Origin of the sequence: Saccharothrix longispora, from assembly GCF_031455225.1 — a bacterium.
Lineage (GTDB): Bacteria > Actinomycetota > Actinomycetes > Mycobacteriales > Pseudonocardiaceae > Actinosynnema > Actinosynnema longispora.
This window is the reverse complement of sequence record NZ_JAVDSG010000001.1, coordinates 7,545,785-7,563,206: the sequence shown is the minus strand read 5'-3', so window position 1 is coordinate 7,563,206 and position 17,422 is coordinate 7,545,785. Positions and strand designations below refer to the sequence as shown.

The window sequence follows — 17,422 nt, the reverse complement described above, 5'->3', positions numbered from 1 at the left end:
ACTCCCCCCGCGCGGCGGAAGGACCGCCGGCGCATTTCACCCTTTCACCGACGAGGTGTCACCTGCGCGGACAGCGCCTACGCTCGTCGTGTGCCGAAGGTGCTCGCGGTGTCCGACGAGGTGGTCGAGCGGCTGTGGACCGACCGGGTGCGCGCGCTCGACGTGGACCTGGTGCTCGCGGCCGGCGACCTGCCGTTCGACTACCTGGAGCACCTGTCGTCGGTGCTGGACCGGCCGTGCGTGTTCGTGCCGGGCAACCACGACGTCGACCTGGGCGGGTACGCCAACGTGCGCGGGCTGTGGACGCGGGCGGGCCTGCCCGCGCGGTGGCCGGGACCGGCGGGCGGCGTGAACGCCGACGAGCGGGTGGTGGACGTGGCCGGGCTGCGGATCGCGGGCCTCGGCGGGTCGATCCGGTACAACGCGGGGCCGAACCAGTGGACGGAGCGGCAGCAGGCCAGGCGGCTGCGGCGGGTGCTGCGGCTCGCCCGGTGGCGGCGGCTGCGCGACGGGCGCGGCGTCGACGTGCTGCTCACCCACTCCCCGCCACTGGGGTGCGGCGACGAGCCGGACGCCCCGCACCGGGGGTTCGCGTGCCTGCACGACGCGGTGCGGCGGTTGCGCCCGCCGCTGATGCTGCACGGGCACGTGCACCCGCACGGCGTGCCGCGACCGGACCGGGAGCTGGGTGCGACGCGGGTGGTGAACGTGGTCGGCTGGAAGGTCCTGGACGTCCCGGCGGGCGTGGCCGTGCCCGGGGAGGGGGTGCGGCGTGCGCGGTGACACCGGGTTCCCGCGGGCCGACGCGGAGAACGACTTCCAGCGCGCGCGGCGGCGTCAGGTGCTGTCGCGGTTGGCCGCGTGGCTGCGGCGGGAACCGGACGACGTGAACATCACGCTGCCGTTCCACGAGGTCGTGGAGGCGCTGGGCGTGGTCGGCGAGAAGCGGTTGGGGCTGTGCACCGTCCGGCTCGACTCGATCGTGGGCAGCGTGGACCGGACCCGCGACTTCGACCGCCGGTTCCGGCCCACGTCGGCACGCGTGCGGGCGCGCTGGGAGCGGCTGGCGATCGCGCAGCGGCGCGGCGAGGCGGTGCCGCCGGTCGAGCTGTACCGGGTGGGCGACCTGCACTTCGTGCAGGACGGGCACCACCGGGTGTCGGTGGCGCACGCGCTGGGCCTGGAGGTCATCGACGCCTACGTGACGGAGGTCCTGACGCGGGTGGCGGCGCACGGCATCCGGCACCGCGGCGACCTGATCGTGAAGGACTACCGGCGGCTGTTCCTGGAGCGGGTGCCGCTGGGCGGTCGGGCGCGGGCGGCCGTGGCGCTGTCGGACCCGTGGGACTACGCGGAGCTGGGTGAGCACGTGGAGGCGTGGGGGTTCCGGCTGATGCAGGACGAGGGCCGCTTCCTGGACCGCGCCTCGGTCGCGGCCCGCTGGTACGCGGAGGAGTACGTGCCGGTGGTGGAGATGCTGCGCCAGGCGGACCTGGTGGGCGACCGCACGGAGACCGAGGCCTACCTGTGGGTGGCGGCCGAGCGCTACCGCCTGATCCGCACCCACCGCTGGGACCCGGACGTGATGACCACCCTCCGGGCCCGCCGCTGACCCACCCGCGAGTCGTACGCCCAGGCCGCGCGAGTCGTACGTCCAGGTCCCGCGAGTCGTACGTCCAGGCCGCGCGAGTCGTAAGTCCAGGTCCCGAGAGTTCAACGCTCAGGAGCTGTGAGTTCTACATTCGGGACTAACGCCGTGAGGCTCGAACGTAGAACTCACAGCTCCTGGACGTACGACTCGCGGGACCTGGACGTACGACTCGCGGGACCTGGGGGGTGGGCTCTCGGGGGTCAGCGGGGGGATTCGAGTTTGGGGAGGGGGCGGGCCTGGTCCATCACGCGGTCGGTGTAGCTGTCCAGGAGGCGGGTGGCTACCTGCTGGCCGTAGCCGAGGATGACGGCCCACAGGAGCAGGGCCGCCTGGGACGCGACGCCGATCAACCCCGTGGTCACGCCCGCGCCCAGGGCGAGGATGCCGACCACGGCGAGCGCCGCGCCGAGCAGCACCTTGATCAACGCCTGGTAGCCGACCATCACGTACGGGGACAGGCTGGGCCGCCGCCGCAGCAGCAGCACGACCGCCGACAGCACCGCGCCGAACGCGCCGAGCACCTGCACCAGCCACACGTCGGCCCCGCCCGCCACCTTGCCCGCCGGGCACACCGTGGGCAGCCGCTCCGAGCCGACGCACATGGGCACGAGACCGGGCTTGACCAGCCCGATCACGCCGAGCAGCGTGTTCACCAGGAACAGCACCACGGACGTGGCGATGAGCTTGTTGCGCAGCGCCCGCGATCCGGCGTGCGCGAAGTCGGACTTGTCGAACGAGGCGCGCAGCGCGTCGACCACCAGCTCCCGCTCGATCGGCAGCGGGTACTCCCCCGGCCGCATCTCCTCCAGGGCGACGCGCCGCGGGTCGTCCTCGTCCAGGTTCTCCGCGACCCGCGCCTTGAGGCCGGGCAGCCGCCCGAGGAACCCGCTGCCCGCCGCGACGGTCGCGATCTCGGCCTCGTGCAGCGACCGCCAGGCGCGTTCGATGTGCCACCCGGACCACCAGGACGCCACGGCCCGCCGGCGCGGCTCCTCGCGGGTGATCATGTCCTCGACCACGGCGGCCTCCACCTCGGCGACCTCGCGCCACCGCTGCCCCTCCTGGTCGAGGGGGTCCGGCGGCCCGAGGGCGGCGAGGTCGGCGCGCACGCGGGACAGCCGCGACTGGACCACCAGTCGCCAATCCGTGACGCGGGGCGTGCGCGCGGCCATGACGACCATGGTGACACCCCTCCCGACCTGCGCGGACCGCTCATCGGGTGATCGGGGGGAACGCCCGCGGCACTCCCCCCGACCAGGTCACGCCGTGCGGCCGGGCTCCACGAGTTCGCGCAGGCGCGGCGGCATGCGCTTCTCCAGGCCGTACGGTTCGAGGTGGGCTTGGAGGACACCGTCGAAGGCGCGCTTGACCGACGGGGTGTCCCAGGCGTCGCTCTCCAGGATCGGCTGCTTGAAGTACGGGTGGCCGATGAGGTGGAGCTGGCGGCCGTTGCACCGCACCACCTGCCCGGTGATGCCGGCCGCGTCGTCGCTGAGCAGGAACAGCACGAGCGGCGCGACCTTGCCGGGGGTGCGGTCGGCGGGGATGGCGCGCAGCGAGCGCTCCGACTTCCACACCATTCGGGTGTGCGCGACCGGGCAGACGGCGTTCACCCTGATGTTCTCGCTCTCCAGGTCGAGCGCCCACGACGCGCTCAACGACGCCACGGCGCCTTTCGTCGCCGAGTACGTGCCGAGTTTCCGCTGCCCGAGGAAGGCACCGGAGGAAATGTTCACGATGGAACCGCCGCCCTGCTCGCGCATCGCCCGCATGGCGGCCATGCCGGTGTAGATGACTCCCAGGAGGTTCACCTCGACGGTCCGTCGGATCGTGTCCGGGTCGTCCTCCCACGGCCGGCTCTCGTAGTTCAGGCCGGCGTTGTTCACCAGGCCGTCGACCCGACCGAACTCGGTCAGGCACATTCCCACGATCTTCTCCGCCTCGCTGGGGTCGGCCACGGTGTGCGCGCTGGCCACCGCCCGTCCCCCGTAAGCCCGGATGTGCTCGGCGACCTGGTCCGCCAGGTCGCCGTCCACGTCGTTCACGACGACGGCCGCGCCCGCCTGCGCCGCGTGCATCGCGTACGCCTCGCCCAGCCCCCGGCCCGCTCCGGTGATCACCACTGCTTTGCCGTCAAGAATCCCCATCTCAGCGCTCTTCTCTGTGCTCGGCGGACTCCCCTGCCCCGACTCCATTCGGTCGTGGTCGGCCCCGCCTTCGACCAAGGGTGGGGATCGCCACCGGGTGCAGCGCCACTAAAGCGCCCAGGTGCGCGTTTGATGCGCTGAATGGCCCATGCACTTCGTCCCGACCGATGATCCCGGCAGGTCAGTAACGCCCAGTAGTGTTATTGATCGTGCAATCACGAAGGGCCGCCCCCCTATCGGGGACGGCCCTTTTCGCTCCGTTTCGGCGGTTGTGCGTCCGATCGTCGCGGATCAGCCGTTGTACGTGAGGTTGCGGCCGTTCTTCGGGTCGAACAGCTGCACCTTGTCCGCGTCGAACCAGATCTCGGCCGGCTCGCCCTCGACCGCCGAGGACGCCGCGGAGATCCGGGTCACCAGCGGCACGCCGTCGCCGGGCACGTCCGCGGTGCCCGCGTCGGCGGCCAGCTCGGCCAGCTCCGCCGACGTCGCCTGCTCGCCCGAGAGGCTGAAGTAGGCGAACTTGTCGGAGCCCATGGACTCCAGCACGTCGACCTGGCTGGTGAAGGTGGCGCCGGACGAGCGGACGTGGTCCTCCACGAGCCGGGCGTCCTCGAAGTGCTCGGGACGCAGGCCCACGATCACCTCGCGGGGCGCGTCGCCGGCCTCCAGCAGCCCGCGCACCCGGTCGGTGAGCGGCACGTCGCCCAGCGGCGAGCGGAGCACGTTGTCCTCCAGCGCCGCCGGCACGAAGTTCATCGACGGCGAGCCGATGAACCCGGCGACGAACAGGTTCGCCGGGTGGTCGTAGAGGAACTGCGGCGCGCCGATCTGCTGCACCGATCCGCCCCGCATCACCACCACCCGGTCGCCCAGCGTCATCGCCTCGGTCTGGTCGTGCGTCACGTAGACCATGGTGGTGCCGAGCTGCTTCTGCAGCCGCGACACCGACGTGCGCATCTGCACCCGCAGCTTGGCGTCGAGGTTGGACAGCGGCTCGTCCATCAGGAACGCCTTCGGGCTGCGCACGATCGCCCGGCCCATGGCCACGCGCTGCCGCTGGCCGCCGGACAGGTTCGACGGCTTGCGGTCGAGGTGCCCGGTGAGGTCCAGGATCTCGGCCGCCTCGCGGACCTTCTTCTCCACGGTGGTGTCGTCGACCTTCGCCAGCCGCAGCGGGAAGGCCATGTTCTCCTTCACCGTCATGTGCGGGTACAGCGCGTAGGACTGGAACACCATGGCGATGTCGCGGTCCTTGGGCGCGCGCTCGTTGACGCGCTCACCGCCGATGCGCAGCTCGCCGGAGGTGATGTCCTCCAGCCCCGCGATCATGTTCAGCGTCGTGGACTTCCCGCAGCCGGACGGGCCGACCAGGATGACGAACTCGCCGTCGGCGACCTCGATGTCCACGTCCCGCACGGCCACCGCACCGTCGGGGTACTGCTTGGTCACCTTGTCCAGCACGATCTCGGCCATTGACTCACCCCTTGACGGCGCCGGAGGTCAACCCGGCGACGATCCGACGCTGGAAGAACAACACGAACAGGATGATCGGGATCGTGATGACCACCGCCGCGGCGGCGATCGACCCGGTCGGGTCCTCGAACTGGGAGCTGCCGGTGAAGAACGACAGCGCCACGGGGACGGTCCGCGACGCCTCGGTCGAGGTGAGCGAGATCGCGAACAGGAAGTCGTTCCAGCAGAAGATGAACACCAGGATGGCCGTGGTGAACACACCGGGCGCGGCCAGCGGCGCGATGACCCGGCGGAACGCCTGCGCCGGCGTGGCGCCGTCCATCTTCGCGGCCTTCTCCAGCTCCCACGGGATCTCGCGGAAGAACGCCGACAGCGTGTAGATCGCCAGCGGCAGCGCGAACGTGATGTAGGGCAGGATCAGCCCGGGCCAGGTGTCGAACAGCCCGAGCGTGCGCTCGATCTCGAACAGCGGCGACACCAGCGAGATCTGCGGGAACATCGCCACCAGCAGCGAGACGCCCACCAGCGCCTTCTTGCCGGGGAAGTCGAGCCGGGCGATGGCGTAGGCGGCCATCGTGCCGAACACCACGGCGATCGCGGTGGCGATGATCGCGATGCCGATCGAGTTGACCAGCGCCCGCACGAACTCGGTGGTGGAGAAGATCGACGCGTAGTTGTCGAGCGTCCACGCGCGGGGGATGAAGTTGCCGTCGCCCAGGGTCTCCTTGGTCTTGAACGACAGCGACGCGATCCACAGCACCGGGAACAGCGCGTAGGCCACCACCAGGACGTTGAGGACCGTCCAGCGCGCCTTGCGCGCCGTGGTCTCGGCTCCGCCGATGCCCGCCATCAGCGCCTCCCCCCGCCGTCGCTGCCGGGGGCAGCGGTGCCGAACAGCTTGACGAAGATGAACGCGATGATCGCCACCGCGAGGAAGATCAGCACCGACATGGTCGAGCCGATGCCCAGGTTCAGGCCCTTGATCAGGTTGTTGTAGGTGATCATCGAGACGGACGCGGTGCCCTGCGACCCGGCGGTGAGCACGAACAGGTTGTCGAAGATGCGGAACGCGTCGAGCGTGCGGAACAGCAGCGCCACCAGGATCGCGGGCTTCATCACCGGCACGATGACCTTGGTGAACCGCTGCCAGCCGCCGGCGCCGTCCATCGCGGCGGCCTTGAGCAGGTCGTCCGGCACCAGGGCCAGGCCCGCCATGAGCAGCAGCGCCATGAACGGCGTGGTCTTCCAGATCTCGGCGAGGATCACGACCATGATGGCCGGGATCTTCTGGGTGAGCACCGGGTCGCCGCCCGCGATGGTCTCGGCGAGGTAGCCGGTGCCCGGTGTCCACGCGTACCGCCAGGAGAACGCGGCGACGACGGTGACGATGCCGTACGGGATGAGCGTGGCGGTGCGCACGATGCCGCGGCCCACCAGCGTGCGGTGCATGATCAGGGCGAGCGCCATGCCCAGCACCAGCTCGACGACGACGGACACCACGGTGATCACGATCGTGATCCACACGGCGTTCCACCAGTAGGAGTTGGACAGGACCGTGACGTAGTTGTCCAGGCCGACGAACTCGGTGCGGTCCGGGAACTTCAGGTCGTAGCGCTGGAGCGAGAGCCACACCGAGTAGATGATCGGCCAGCCCGCGACCGCCGCCATGATGAGGATCGCGGGCGCGCACAGCAGCAGGCCCAGGCGGCGCTCGGCCTTCTTGCCCTCGCTCAGCGCGGCCTTCGCCCTGGGCGGGAGCGCCGGTTCGCCCCTGTCTGCGAGCTCGGCGTCGCGGACGGGTTCGGCGTTGATCGACTGGCTCACGGCAGCACCCCCTTGGAGTCGAGCGCGTCCTGGAGCTCCGAGCGGAGCCGGTCCGCGGTCGCCCGCGGGTCGATGTTCGCGGGCGGCGACAGGATCGTGGAGATGACCGTGGAGACGTTCTGGTACGCGGGGCTGCTCGGGCGGGCGCTCGCGTTCTTCAGCGTTTCCAGGATCGCGTCCTTCATCGGGTACGCCTCCGCCATCTCCGGCTCGTCGTACACCGCTTCGATGGTGGGCGGCACGCCGTCGTTGACGGCCTGGAACTTCTGGTTCTCGGCGTTGCGCAGGCACAGCACCGCGTCGAACGACTCGTCGGGGTGCTCGGTGAACGCGCTGACGGCGTAGTTGAGCCCGCCGACGGTGGCCGTGGACTCGCCGCCCTCGACCGCCGGGAACGGCGCCCACTTGAGGTTCTTCGCGAACTCGGGCTTCTCCTGCGCGGCGGCGTAGACGTACGGCCAGTTGATCATGAAGGCGGCGTCGCCCGCCTCCATGGCCAGGCGCGCGTCGTCCTCGGCGGCGTTGGAGAACGACGGGTCCACCACGTCGGAGGTGGCGAAGGTCTTGAGCACCTCCAGCGCCTTGACCGCGCCCTCGTCGACGACCGCCTTGGTGCCGTTCTCGTCGAGGATCTGCCCGCCCGCGGAGTTGACCAGCGAGTTGTAGAGCACGACCAGGCCCTCGTACTGCTTGCCGGTCGCCTCGACCAGGCCGGGCTCGCCCCGGGACTCCAGTTCGGACCCGAGCCGGATCATCTCGGCCCAGGTGTCCGGCGGGGTCTGCACCAGGTCGCCCCGGTACCAGAGGAGCTGCACGTTCGTGTTGTCCGGCGCCCCGTACAGCTTGCCCTCGTAGCGCGCGGTCTCCAGGGGCGTCTCCAGGGTGCCGTCCTCGACCTCGGCCTTGGCCTCCCCGGTGTACTCCCTGATCCAGCCCGCCTTGGCCAGCTCCGCGGTCCAGGTGACGTCCAGCGAGAGGACGTCCATGCCCGGGTCCTCGGCGGCCAGTCGGCGCACCATCTGCTCGCGCTGGCCGTCCGCCTCGCGCGGCAGCTTGTGGTAGACGATCTCGTAGCCGTCGGCAGCCGCGTTGCAGTTGTCGACGATCTTCTGGAAGTTCTCCTGCGGGTACTTGTAGACGTTGACGACGATGCCGCCGTCCCCCGACCCGCACCCCGCCAGCACGGACGTCGCGACCAGCGCGACCGCTCCTGCGGCGGCCAACCGATGACCTCTGCCCCTCACCGGTCCTGCCTCCTTCCCGACGGCGGAGGAGCCAGACCGCTCTGCCCGGCACCTCGTCGTGCCCACCGGTCGACGTGGAGCCGACCGGTGGATCGAACGTAGGCCCGGTGATCAGGTGCCGCAACCACAGGAGCCCAGACCGGCTCTACCCCATGATCACGAGCGGCAAACGTCAGTCTTTCTTCACGTCCGACGGCCGGAGGGCGAGCTTGGCGAGCAGGTCGCGGCCCCGTTCGGCGGAACGCGGCTGGCACAGCACGTCGTAGCGGCCTGCCACGAGCTGGCTGGCGCTCTGGAAGTCGCGCTTGCCGCGGGTGGAGCTGTAGCCGACGGCGGCGAAGATCAGACCGAAGGCGATGCCGACGACGAGGCCCGCGACGATCGGCCCGAGGCTCGCGCCGGGGCTGGTGTTGAACAGGCTGAGCAGGACGCCGACGAACAGGCCGAACCACGCGCCGGACGCGGCGCCGGTGCCGAGCACGCGGCCCCAGGTGAGGCGGCCGGTGACGCGTTCGACGAGCATCAGGTCGACGCCCACTATCGTCACCTCCTGCACCGGGAAGTCGCCGTCGGCGAGGAAGTCGACCGCCCGCTGCGCCTCCTCGTAGGTGCCGTAGGAGCCGATCGGCCACCCGGTGGGGGGCGTGGGCAGCCGCGGCGGCATGCCGGGTCGGTTCTGGCCGGAGAAGGAACTCGTCACGGTGACCACCTCTTCGCGGTGCTGATCTCCCCATCCTGCCAACACCGCGCGACCAGCGCGAAACGGGTGGAGCCGAAACTGACGCGAACGTGACCTGCGCCGCCCCGGGCGAGTTCCGCGGGGCCGGTCCCGCGCGGGTCCGGCCCCGGGCCGCTCAGCCCCTGGACCGGTAGTCGCGCAGCAGGCCGCGGCTGATGATGGTCTTCTGGATCTCGCTGGTGCCCTCGCCGATGAGCAGGAACGGGGCCTCGCGCATCAGGCGCTCGATCTCGTACTCCTTGGAGTAGCCGTAGCCGCCGTGGATGCGGAACGCCTCCTGCGTGACCTCGGCGCAGTACTCGGAGGCGATGAGCTTGGCCATGCCCGCCTCGACGTCGTTGCGCGCGCCGGAGTCCTTGAGGCGGGCGGCGTTGACCATCATCAGGTGGGCGGCCTCGACCTTGGTGGCCATCTCGGCGAGCTTGAACGCGATGGCCTGGTGCTCGGCGATGGCCTTGCCGAAGGTGCGGCGCTGCTGCGCGTACTCGATGGCCAGCTCGAAGGAGCGCAGGGCGATGCCGCACGCGCGGGCGGCGACGTTGACGCGGCCGACCTCGACGCCGTCCATCATGTGGCGGAAGCCCTGGCCGGTCTCGCCGCCCAGCACCTGGTCGGCGGCGACGCGGAAGCCGTCGAACACCATCTCGGTGGTGTCGACGCCCTTGTAGCCCATCTTGTCGATCTTGCCGGGGATGGTGAGGCCGGGCGCGACCTCGCCGTAGCCCTCGGGCTTCTCCACCAGGAAGGTGGTGAGGTTCCGGTGCGGCTTGTCGTGGCCGTCGTCGGTCTTGACGAGCACGGCGGTGAGGTTGGACGTGCCGCCGTTGGTCAGCCACATCTTCTGGCCGCTGACCACGTAGTCGTCGCCGTCGCGGGTGGCCCTGGTGCGGATGGCGGCGACGTCGGAGCCCAGTTCCGGCTCGGACATGGAGAACGAGCCGCGCACCTCGCCGGTGGCCATGCGCGGCAGGTACTTCGCCTTCTGCTCGGGCGTGCCGTGCTGCTTGAGCATGTGCGCCACGATGAAGTGGGTGTTGATCACACCGGACACCGACATCCAGCCGCGCGCGATCTGCTCGACGACGAGGGCGTAGGTCAGCAGGGACTCGCCGAGCCCGCCGTGCTCCTCGGGGATGGTGAGCCCGAAGAGGCCCATCTCCTTCATGCCCTCGACGATGTCGGCCGGGTAGGTGTCGCCGTGCTCCAGCGCTTGGGCGTGCGGGATGATCTCCTTGTCCACGAAGGTGCGGACCGTCGACAGGATCTCCTCCTGGACGTCGGTGAGTCCTGCGGTCTGGGCAAGGCGCGCCATCGCACGTTCCCTTCGTAGACGCGTGAGGTTACCGGCGAGTATGGACCGGTTAACGCTCGTTCGCGCCACGAGAGTGCCGAGCACCACCCGCTGAACCGAAACAGCGGGTTAGCCTGTGGCCCTTCACCGCGAGGGGGATCGATGTACCAGCAGCCCGGCCACTACCCGCCACCACCGCCGTACCGGCGCACCAACGGCATGGCCATCGCGGCGCTCGTCACCGCGTTCCTGTTCGCCCCGGCCGGCATCGTGCTCGGCGTCCTCGCCCGGAACGAGATCCGCCGGACGGGCGAGGAGGGCTGGGGCATGGCCACCGCCGGCATGGTCATCGGCGCGATCGTGACCGCGCTGGGCGTGCTGGCGATCGTCCTGTGGGTCGTGCTGGTCGTGTGGCTGGTCCGCGAAATGCCGGTGGTGACTACGCGCTGATCTCCAGCGCGCCGCCGCAGTGGCGGCACACGTCGAAGAACACGTGGACGTCGCGGGTGCAGCGGGGGCAGTTCCGGAAACTGCGCTGGAGCAGGTCGTCGGCGGGCCTGCGCCGGAACAGCCTCTTCCGCTCGGCTCGATGTCTGGACACGCCCCCCACCATGCACACGGGGTGGGGCATGATCGCCAATCCCCGGCCTGATCTGTGGGAATGCTCACCGCGCGGGCCGGCGGTGGGTGCGCGTCCCGTCACTCTTCGAAGGTGCGCAGCCAGGCGTCGAGGTGCGGGCACACGGCCCTCAACCGGGCCACGCCGAGTTCTTCGACGGCGATCGGCCCGTCGGAGGTCTTGAGGTAGGTCGGGCAGTAGGCGAGCAGCCGCTTGGACGGCGCGGTGGCCGGGCCGTCGTTGACGAGTTCCGGTCCGCCGGCCGCGGCGACGTCCCGCTTGAGCCGCTCGGCCAACTCCGGCCCGAGGAGCAGACCCAGTTCATCGGCGGCGGCGAACACCCACGCCTCCGATTCGTGCAGCACGAGGTTCGGCCGGAACCGCCGATCACCGACCACCTCGGCCAGGCAGCGCTCGACGTGCTCGACCCGCCGGTAGACGTCACCCGGCGGTCGATCGGCCATGCCGGGGCACTCGTCGGGGAACGCGCAGTAGTCGAACAGCGTGGTCAGGACGTCGAGGCTGGTGCCGTTGAGCAGCAGTCGGACGTCCCGCTCCACCTGCCGCCACCCGGTGATGCCGCCCTTGTGCGCGGGACCCGCGGCGGGGCGCTTCGTCTTCACCAGCGACAGGCTGGTGGTCCACCCGAGCCGTTCGAGGTGCGGTCGGATGACGAGGTCGGCCACCACCTCCTCGGTCTGCCCCTCGACCAGGAGGTGCAGTCGCCGAAGGGCACGGGTCACGTCTGCCCGCCCGGCCGGCCCCCGATCAGGTTCTTCTCCCACAGTTCGCCGACCGAGTACTCCTCCAGCCACTGCGCGAGCCGTTCCCAGTCGGGGCGGGCGAACGTCGATGCCCCGTCCTCCCGCTCGACGACGATCAGGTCCTCGATGCCGAACTGGTTCACGAGGGTCACCGACTGCGTGGCGACGAGCACCTGACCGCGTGCCGACGCCTGCCTCAGCAGGCCGGCCAACTGCACCACGGCGTACGGGTGCAGACCGAGTTCCGGTTCGTCGAGCACGACCAGTGAGGGCAGGCCGGGGTGCAGCAGCAGTGTCGCCAGGCAGATGAAGCGAAGGGTGCCGTCGGACATCTGATTGGCGGAGAACACGGTGTCCGAGTCGACCTGTCGCCACCTGAGGCGGAGCCGGTCTTCGCTCTCAGGTCGCAGCACGAAGTCCCGGAGGAATGGCGCGACCTGCCGAACCACCCCCAGTATCCGCCGGTAGGCCGCCCTGTCGGTTTCGTCACCGCTCTCCGACAGGGCCAGGAGCACGGCCGCGAGGTTGCCGGCGTCGCTGCGCAGCAGCAGGTTGTCCGAGGTGGGGACCAGTCTCTTGACGGGAGCGTTCCGACTCGTGTCGTGGAAGTGGTAGACGCGGCAGCCCCGGAGCAGATCGACGGCATATGCGGCCCAGTCCGCGAAAAAGGTCCCTTCGGCCTTGTGCAGCCACGTCTCCCGGTGGCCCGCTGCGATGTCCCACTGGTCACGCCTGCCGGAGAGGTTCTCGTACAGGACCTCGCGTTCGAAGATGAGGTCGTCGTTGCTGCCCGGGGCCAGCACGGCCTCGTAACCGTGCAGGGCGCCGTTGAGGCGGACTTCGATCCGCTCCACCTCCGGGTCGGTGTTCAGCAGCGCCGAAGCGCCGCCGTTCCTCCCGACGAAGAGCCGGAGGTCGGACTCGATCAACCGTCCGAGCAGTTCGAACACGCGGATGAAGTTGCTCTTGCCCACACCGTTCGCGCCGATCAGCACGTTCAACCGGCCGAGGTCCACGCGTGCCGAACGGATCGAGGCGTAGCCCTCCACCTCGATCGACCTCAGCTCCCGGTCGGCCACTCGATCACCCTACCGACCGGGAGCTCCCGCGGGCGTCAGTCCTCCGGCGGCGACCACACGTTCGTGCGGGACATGCCCGCCGCACGCCCCTTCGACGAGATCACCAGCGCCATCTTGCGGGACGCCTCGTCGATCATCTCGTCGCCCAGCATCACGGCCCCGCGCCTGCCGCCCGCCTCGGACGTGAAGTAGTCGTAGGCGTCGAGGATGTTCTCGGCGTGGTCGTAGTCCTCCTGCTTGGGGCTGAACACCTCGTTCGCCGCGTCGATCTGGCCGGGGTGCAGGACCCACTTGCCGTCGAACCCCAGGGCGGCCGAGCGGCCCGCCACGCGCGTGAAGCCCTCGACGTCGCGGATCTGGAGGTACGGGCCGTCAATGGCCTGCTTGTCGTGCGCCCGCGCGGCCATCAGGATCTGCATGAGGATGTAGTGGTACGCGTCGCCCACGTCGTACCCCGGCGGCTGCTCGCCGACGACCAGGGACTTCATGTTGATCGACGCCATGAAGTCGGCCGGGCCGAAGATGATCGTCTCCACGCGCGGCGACGCGGTGGCGATCGCGTTCACGTTGATCAGGCCCAGGGCGTTCTCGATCTGCGCCTCGATGCCGATCCGGCCGACCTCGTAGCCCATGGTCTTCTCGATCTGCGTCAGCAGCAGGTCCAGCGCGTGCACCTGCTCCGCCGTCTGCACCTTGGGCAGCATGACGCAGTCGAGGTTGGCCCCCGCGCCCTCGACGACCTCGGTCACGTCGCGGTAGGTCCACTCGGTGGTCCAGTCGTTGACCCGGACGACGCGCGTGCGCGACCCCCAGTCGCCCTCGTTGAGGGAGGCGACGATGGTCTTGCGCGCGCCGGGCTTGGCCAGCGGGGCGCAGGCGTCCTCCAGGTCGAGGAAGACCTGGTCCGCGGGCAGCGTGCGGGCCTTGTCGATCATCTTCTGGCTCGACCCCGGCACGGCCAGGCACGAACGACGGGGACGCTGCTGGTCGACCACTGGGGTACCTCCTCGTACCGGCCGGTAACTACGTGCACGGGAAGCCTGGCACGCCCTCCGGGTGCCCGCTATTCCGTGAGTCCCGGCTCACAGGGCCGTGGCAGGCTGAACCGGTGGAGATCGAGCAGGTGCTGGACGCCGCGCTGCGCAAGGCCGCGGCGGTGTGGGTGAGGCCGGACGGGCACGACGCGCGGCTGGTGTGGGCGCTGTGGCGCGACGGGGTGGTGCTGGTGGCGGTCGGCGGGTCCGAGCAGGTCGTGCCGGGCCTGGCCGACGGCGTCGCCTGCACGCTCACGGTCCGCTCGCCGACGACGCGCTCGCACCTGGTCGACGTGCCGGTCACCGCCCGCCGCGTCGACCCGGACGACGACACCGCCGGCGCCCTGCGGGCCGCGCGCCTGAACACCACCCCCGCCTGGGACGAGGTCTTCCGCCTGGAGCCCGCGTGATCACCGTTCCCGCGCACTTCGGCACGCACCTGGGCGAGGAGGCCCTGGCGTGGCGGGCGACGCTGCCCGCGCTGGCCACCCGGTTCTGCGCCCGCTGGGACCTCACCCCGGACGGCGCGCTGATGCACGGCCACGTCGCCGTGGTGCTGCCGGTGCGGCGGGCGGACGGGCACCCGGCCGCGCTCAAGCTCACCTGGCTCGACGAGGAGACCCGCCAGGAGCCGCGGGCCCTGCGGGCGTGGGACGGCGACGGCGTGGTGCGGCTGCTGGACCACGACGACGAGCACGGCGCGCTGCTGCTGGAGCGCCTGGACCACACGCGGTCGCTGCTCGACGTGCCCGCCGAGGAGGCCGTGGCGGTCGCGGGCGGACTGCTGCGCCGGCTGCGGCTGGAGGGCCCGGGGTTCCGCCGCCACCGGGTCGACGACCTGGTGGCGGAGAACGCCGGACTGGGCCGACCGCTGCCGGACGCCCTGGTCCGGGAGGCGCGCGACCTCGGCCGGGAGTTGGCGCGCACCGCCGGCACGACCCTGGTCAACGAGGACCTGCACTACGCGAACGTGCTGCGCGGCGACCGCGAGCCGTGGCTGCTGATCGACCCGAAACCGCTGTCGGGCGACCGCGAGTTCGGCGTGATCCCGTTGCTGTGGAACAGGTTCGACGAGCTGGACGGCGAACGCGGCCTGCGCGACCGGCTGGCCGCGCTGTGCGACGTCGGAGAGCTGGACGCGGAGCGGGCGCGGGCGTGGACGCTCTACCGGGCGGTCGACACCCGGCTGTGGGCGCTGCGCGACGGCCACGACGCCATGCTGCCCGCCCTGGAGGCGATCACCGCCGCCGTCCGCCGGTCCACAGTGGAACGCGGCGCCGCCCGCGCCGACGAACTAGCCTGATCGGGTGGTCTCCGTGAACCGCGTCTTCGCCGCCCAGCTCGCCGGCCTGCCCGTGTTCGGGCCCGACGGCGAGTCCATCGGCAAGGTCCGCGACCTGGTCGTCGGCCTCCGCGCGGACCGGCAGCCGCCGCGCGTGCTGGGGCTCGTCCTCGAACTCGCCACCCGCCGCCGGATCTTCGTGCCGATGCTGCGGGTCACCTCGATCGACCCGAACGCGGTGACGCTCGCCACGGGCTCGGTGAACCTGCGCCAGTTCCACCAGCGCGCCAACGAGGTGCTGGTGGTGGGCGAGCTGCTCGACGCCCGCGTCACGCTCGCCTCGGGCGCGGCGGCGGTGCTGGTGGACGCCGCGATGGAGCCGTCGCGCACCCGCGACTGGCGGATGACGCGGGTCGCCGTGCGCGAGCGCACCGGGCGGTTGGGCAGGCGCGGACCGGTGGTGGTGCTGCGCTGGGAGGAGATCTCGGGGCCGTCCGCCACGCAGCTCGCGGACCAGCCGCAGGGCGCCCAGCACCTGGTCGCCGTGTTCGAGGGGATGCGCGCCGCCGACGTGGCCCTGGCCCTGCACGACCTGCCCGCCAAGCGCCGCTACGAGGTGGCCGAGGCGCTGGACGACGAGCGGCTCGCCGACGTCATCGAGGAGATGGCCGAGGACGACCAGAAGGACGTGATCGCGCACCTGGGCGACGAGCGCGCGGCGGACATCCTGGAGGCGATGAACCCCGACGACGCCGCCGACCTGCTGGCCGAGCTGCCGGAGCGGGAGAAGGAGCGGCTGCTGGAGCTGATGGAGCCGGCGGAGTCGGCGCCGGTGCGGCGGCTGCTCGCGTACAGCTACGACACCGCGGGCGGCCTGATGACGCCGGAACCGGTGGTGCTGTCCCCGGACGCGACGGTCGCCGAGGCGCTGGCGCACGTGCGCAACCCGGACCTGACGCCGGCGCTGGCGAGCATGGTGTTCGTGTGCCGCGCGCCGACGGCCACCCCGACCGGCCGCTACCTGGGGTGCGCGCACATCCAGCGGCTGCTGCGCGAACCGCCGTCCGACCTGGTGGCGGGCGTGCTGGACACCGACCTGGGGACGCTGTCGCCGAACGCGTCGCTGCCGGACGTGGCCCGCTACTTCGCCACCTACAACCTGGTGTGCGGGCCGGTGGTGGACGAGTCGGACCACCTGCTGGGCGCGGTCACCGTGGACGACGTGCTCGACCACCTGCTGCCGGACAACTGGCGGGAAACGGGGCTGACCCATGCCTGAGCTGCTGCCGCGCCGACGGCTCGACCAGCCGCGCACGCCCGGGCGCTTCCGGCTGTCGCTGGACCCGGACACGTTCGGCCGGTTCTCCGAGCGGCTGGCCCGGTTCATGGGCACCGGGAAGTTCCTGTTCTGGCAGTCGCTGTTCGTGCTGGTGTGGATCACGCTGAACCTGGTCGCCGTGTCGTTCCGGTGGGACCCGTACCCGTTCATCCTGCTGAACCTGGCGTTCTCCACGCAGGCCGCCTACGCCGCGCCGCTGATCCTGCTCGCCCAGAACCGGCAGGACGACCGGGACCGGGTGTCGCTGGAGGAGGACCGGTCGCGGGCGACGCGGACCAAGGCGGACACCGAGTACCTGGCGCGGGAGCTGGCGGCGCTGCGCCTGGCGGTCGGCGAGGTGGCGACCCGCGACTACCTGCGCAGCGAGCTGGAACGCGTCTTCCGCGAGCAGCGCAGGCGCGGCCCCCGGGAGACCGCCAGGGACGAGCCGGTCAAGGACGACGTGCCGTCCTAGGTCGCGTCCCGGTCGACGGAGCCGAGCCGGTCGCACGACCGGCCGAACGCCTCCAGCTCGTCGCCGCCGAACCCCTCGGCGAAGTGCCGCGCCACCCCGGTCAGGTGGGTGCCGGACGCCACGCGCAGCCGGTCCAGGCCCTCGGGGGTGAGCACGGCCACGACGCCGCGCCCGTCACCGTCGGCGCGTTCCCGCAGCACGAGCCCGGCGCGTTCGAGGCGGTCCACCAGCCTCGTCACCCCGGAGCGGGACAGCAGGACGGCGTCGGCCAGCTCGGTCATCCGCAGCCGGTGCTGCGGCGCCTCGGCGAGCTGGACGAGGACGTCGTAGGCGGCGAGCGACAGGCGCTGCTCGGCGATCAGCTCGGCTTCCAGGACCCGAGTGAGCCGCGCGTGGGCGCGGAGGAACGATCGCCACACCCCCAGTTCGGTTCGGGTGGGCAACCGGGCAGGTCCGGTTTCCGGCACGGACACCGATGTTAC

General features: G+C 71.1%; 20 protein-coding genes. 7 read left to right on the top strand and 13 right to left on the bottom strand.

Features of this window, described 5'->3' with window-relative positions; translation table 11 throughout:
* Positions 1 to 90: 90 nt before the first annotated feature.
* Together J2S66_RS33075 and J2S66_RS33070 are read left to right on the top strand one after the other, a co-directional pair.
* Complete coding sequence (locus tag J2S66_RS33075) at positions 91 to 783, top strand: metallophosphoesterase family protein (RefSeq protein WP_310312503.1); 693 nt, start codon at positions 91 to 93, stop codon at positions 781 to 783.
* The gene (locus tag J2S66_RS33070; protein ID WP_310312502.1) at positions 773 to 1,612 is read left to right on the top strand and encodes a chromosome partitioning protein ParB; all 840 of its coding nucleotides are present in this window, start codon (positions 773 to 775) and stop codon (positions 1,610 to 1,612) included. Before J2S66_RS33075 ends, J2S66_RS33070 begins: the two co-directional genes overlap by 11 nt.
* A 239-nt stretch (positions 1,613 to 1,851) precedes the next feature.
* On the opposite strand, the gene J2S66_RS33065 is transcribed toward J2S66_RS33070, so the two are convergent.
* The 8 genes from J2S66_RS33065 to J2S66_RS33030 form a co-directional block, all read right to left on the bottom strand.
* Positions 1,852 to 2,823 carry a hypothetical protein gene (locus tag J2S66_RS33065; protein ID WP_310312499.1) on the bottom strand — a complete coding sequence of 324 codons (972 nt, stop codon included), beginning with the start codon at positions 2,821 to 2,823 and terminating at the stop codon, positions 1,852 to 1,854.
* 87 nt (positions 2,824 to 2,910) lie between these two features.
* Positions 2,911 to 3,798 (bottom strand): SDR family NAD(P)-dependent oxidoreductase, encoded by an 888-nt coding sequence (locus J2S66_RS33060; protein ID WP_310312496.1) that lies wholly within the window; start codon positions 3,796 to 3,798, stop codon positions 2,911 to 2,913.
* Positions 3,799 to 4,089: 291 nt separating this feature from the next.
* Complete coding sequence (locus J2S66_RS33055) at positions 4,090 to 5,271, bottom strand: ABC transporter ATP-binding protein (protein ID WP_310312493.1); 1,182 nt, start codon at positions 5,269 to 5,271, stop codon at positions 4,090 to 4,092.
* A 4-nt stretch (positions 5,272 to 5,275) separates the two neighbouring features.
* The gene (locus J2S66_RS33050; protein WP_310312490.1) at positions 5,276 to 6,121 is read right to left on the bottom strand and encodes a carbohydrate ABC transporter permease; all 846 of its coding nucleotides are present in this window, start codon (positions 6,119 to 6,121) and stop codon (positions 5,276 to 5,278) included.
* Positions 6,121 to 7,005: a carbohydrate ABC transporter permease gene (locus tag J2S66_RS33045; protein ID WP_310315274.1), complete on the bottom strand. Its 885-nt coding sequence runs from the start codon at positions 7,003 to 7,005 to the stop codon at positions 6,121 to 6,123. The genes J2S66_RS33050 and J2S66_RS33045 overlap by 1 nt, the downstream gene beginning before the upstream one ends.
* Positions 7,006 to 7,091: 86 nt before the next feature.
* Positions 7,092 to 8,318 carry an ABC transporter substrate-binding protein gene (locus J2S66_RS33040; RefSeq protein ID WP_310312487.1) on the bottom strand — a complete coding sequence of 409 codons (1,227 nt, stop codon included), beginning with the start codon at positions 8,316 to 8,318 and terminating at the stop codon, positions 7,092 to 7,094.
* A gap of 193 nt (positions 8,319 to 8,511) precedes the next feature.
* Positions 8,512 to 9,003 carry a general stress protein gene (locus tag J2S66_RS33035; protein ID WP_310315271.1) on the bottom strand — a complete coding sequence of 164 codons (492 nt, stop codon included), beginning with the start codon at positions 9,001 to 9,003 and terminating at the stop codon, positions 8,512 to 8,514.
* A 190-nt stretch (positions 9,004 to 9,193) separates the two neighbouring features.
* Positions 9,194 to 10,390: an acyl-CoA dehydrogenase family protein gene (locus J2S66_RS33030; protein ID WP_310312484.1), complete on the bottom strand. Its 1,197-nt coding sequence runs from the start codon at positions 10,388 to 10,390 to the stop codon at positions 9,194 to 9,196.
* Between the two features lie 141 nt (positions 10,391 to 10,531).
* On the opposite strand from J2S66_RS33030, the gene J2S66_RS33025 reads away from it, so the two are divergent.
* The gene (locus J2S66_RS33025) at positions 10,532 to 10,819 is read left to right on the top strand and encodes a DUF4190 domain-containing protein (protein ID WP_310312482.1); all 288 of its coding nucleotides are present in this window, start codon (positions 10,532 to 10,534) and stop codon (positions 10,817 to 10,819) included.
* Here J2S66_RS33025 and J2S66_RS33020 read toward each other — a convergent pair.
* From J2S66_RS33020 to J2S66_RS33005, 4 genes are all read right to left on the bottom strand, one after another.
* Positions 10,809 to 10,970 (bottom strand): hypothetical protein, encoded by a 162-nt coding sequence (locus J2S66_RS33020; protein WP_306745933.1) that lies wholly within the window; start codon positions 10,968 to 10,970, stop codon positions 10,809 to 10,811. The genes J2S66_RS33025 and J2S66_RS33020 overlap by 11 nt on opposite strands.
* Positions 10,971 to 11,068: 98 nt before the next feature.
* Positions 11,069 to 11,731, bottom strand: coding sequence for a DUF4276 family protein (locus J2S66_RS33015; protein WP_310312476.1), 663 nt, complete (start codon positions 11,729 to 11,731; stop codon positions 11,069 to 11,071).
* Positions 11,728 to 12,831: an AAA family ATPase gene (locus tag J2S66_RS33010; protein WP_310312473.1), complete on the bottom strand. Its 1,104-nt coding sequence runs from the start codon at positions 12,829 to 12,831 to the stop codon at positions 11,728 to 11,730. The genes J2S66_RS33015 and J2S66_RS33010 overlap by 4 nt, the downstream gene beginning before the upstream one ends.
* A 35-nt stretch (positions 12,832 to 12,866) precedes the next feature.
* Positions 12,867 to 13,826 (bottom strand): HpcH/HpaI aldolase/citrate lyase family protein, encoded by a 960-nt coding sequence (locus tag J2S66_RS33005; RefSeq protein ID WP_310312471.1) that lies wholly within the window; start codon positions 13,824 to 13,826, stop codon positions 12,867 to 12,869.
* Positions 13,827 to 13,939: 113 nt separating this feature from the next.
* Here J2S66_RS33005 and J2S66_RS33000 point away from each other — a divergent pair, with 113 nt between their 5' ends.
* From J2S66_RS33000 to J2S66_RS32985, 4 genes are read left to right on the top strand one after another with little or no spacing between them, the layout of a single operon-like run.
* Complete coding sequence (locus J2S66_RS33000) at positions 13,940 to 14,275, top strand: hypothetical protein (protein ID WP_310312469.1); 336 nt, start codon at positions 13,940 to 13,942, stop codon at positions 14,273 to 14,275.
* A complete protein-coding gene (locus J2S66_RS32995) occupies positions 14,272 to 15,168 on the top strand; it encodes an aminoglycoside phosphotransferase family protein (RefSeq protein WP_310312466.1) in 897 nt (298 codons plus the stop codon). Before J2S66_RS33000 ends, J2S66_RS32995 begins: the two co-directional genes overlap by 4 nt.
* A 4-nt stretch (positions 15,169 to 15,172) precedes the next feature.
* A complete protein-coding gene (locus J2S66_RS32990) occupies positions 15,173 to 16,426 on the top strand; it encodes a magnesium transporter MgtE N-terminal domain-containing protein (protein WP_310312463.1) in 1,254 nt (417 codons plus the stop codon).
* Positions 16,419 to 16,940, top strand: coding sequence for a DUF1003 domain-containing protein (locus J2S66_RS32985; protein WP_310312460.1), 522 nt, complete (start codon positions 16,419 to 16,421; stop codon positions 16,938 to 16,940). Before J2S66_RS32990 ends, J2S66_RS32985 begins: the two co-directional genes overlap by 8 nt.
* Here J2S66_RS32985 and J2S66_RS32980 read toward each other — a convergent pair.
* Complete coding sequence (locus J2S66_RS32980; protein ID WP_310312457.1) at positions 16,937 to 17,383, bottom strand: MarR family winged helix-turn-helix transcriptional regulator; 447 nt, start codon at positions 17,381 to 17,383, stop codon at positions 16,937 to 16,939. The genes J2S66_RS32985 and J2S66_RS32980 overlap by 4 nt on opposite strands.
* Positions 17,384 to 17,422: the final 39 nt, after the last annotated feature.

Coding starts and splice junctions, on each gene's coding strand:
- J2S66_RS33030 (WP_310312484.1), bottom strand. CDS start 10,390: ATGGCGCGCCTTGCCCAGACCGCAGGACTCACCGACGTCCAGGAGGAG.
- J2S66_RS33055 (WP_310312493.1), bottom strand. CDS start 5,271: ATGGCCGAGATCGTGCTGGACAAGGTGACCAAGCAGTACCCCGACGGT.
- J2S66_RS33035 (WP_310315271.1), bottom strand. CDS start 9,003: ATGCCGCCGCGGCTGCCCACGCCCCCCACCGGGTGGCCGATCGGCTCC.
- J2S66_RS33060 (WP_310312496.1), bottom strand. CDS start 3,798: ATGGGGATTCTTGACGGCAAAGCAGTGGTGATCACCGGAGCGGGCCGG.
- J2S66_RS33025 (WP_310312482.1), top strand. CDS start 10,532: ATGTACCAGCAGCCCGGCCACTACCCGCCACCACCGCCGTACCGGCGC.
- J2S66_RS33065 (WP_310312499.1), bottom strand. CDS start 2,823: ATGGCCGCGCGCACGCCCCGCGTCACGGATTGGCGACTGGTGGTCCAG.
- J2S66_RS33050 (WP_310312490.1), bottom strand. CDS start 6,121: ATGGCGGGCATCGGCGGAGCCGAGACCACGGCGCGCAAGGCGCGCTGG.
- J2S66_RS32985 (WP_310312460.1), top strand. CDS start 16,419: ATGCCTGAGCTGCTGCCGCGCCGACGGCTCGACCAGCCGCGCACGCCC.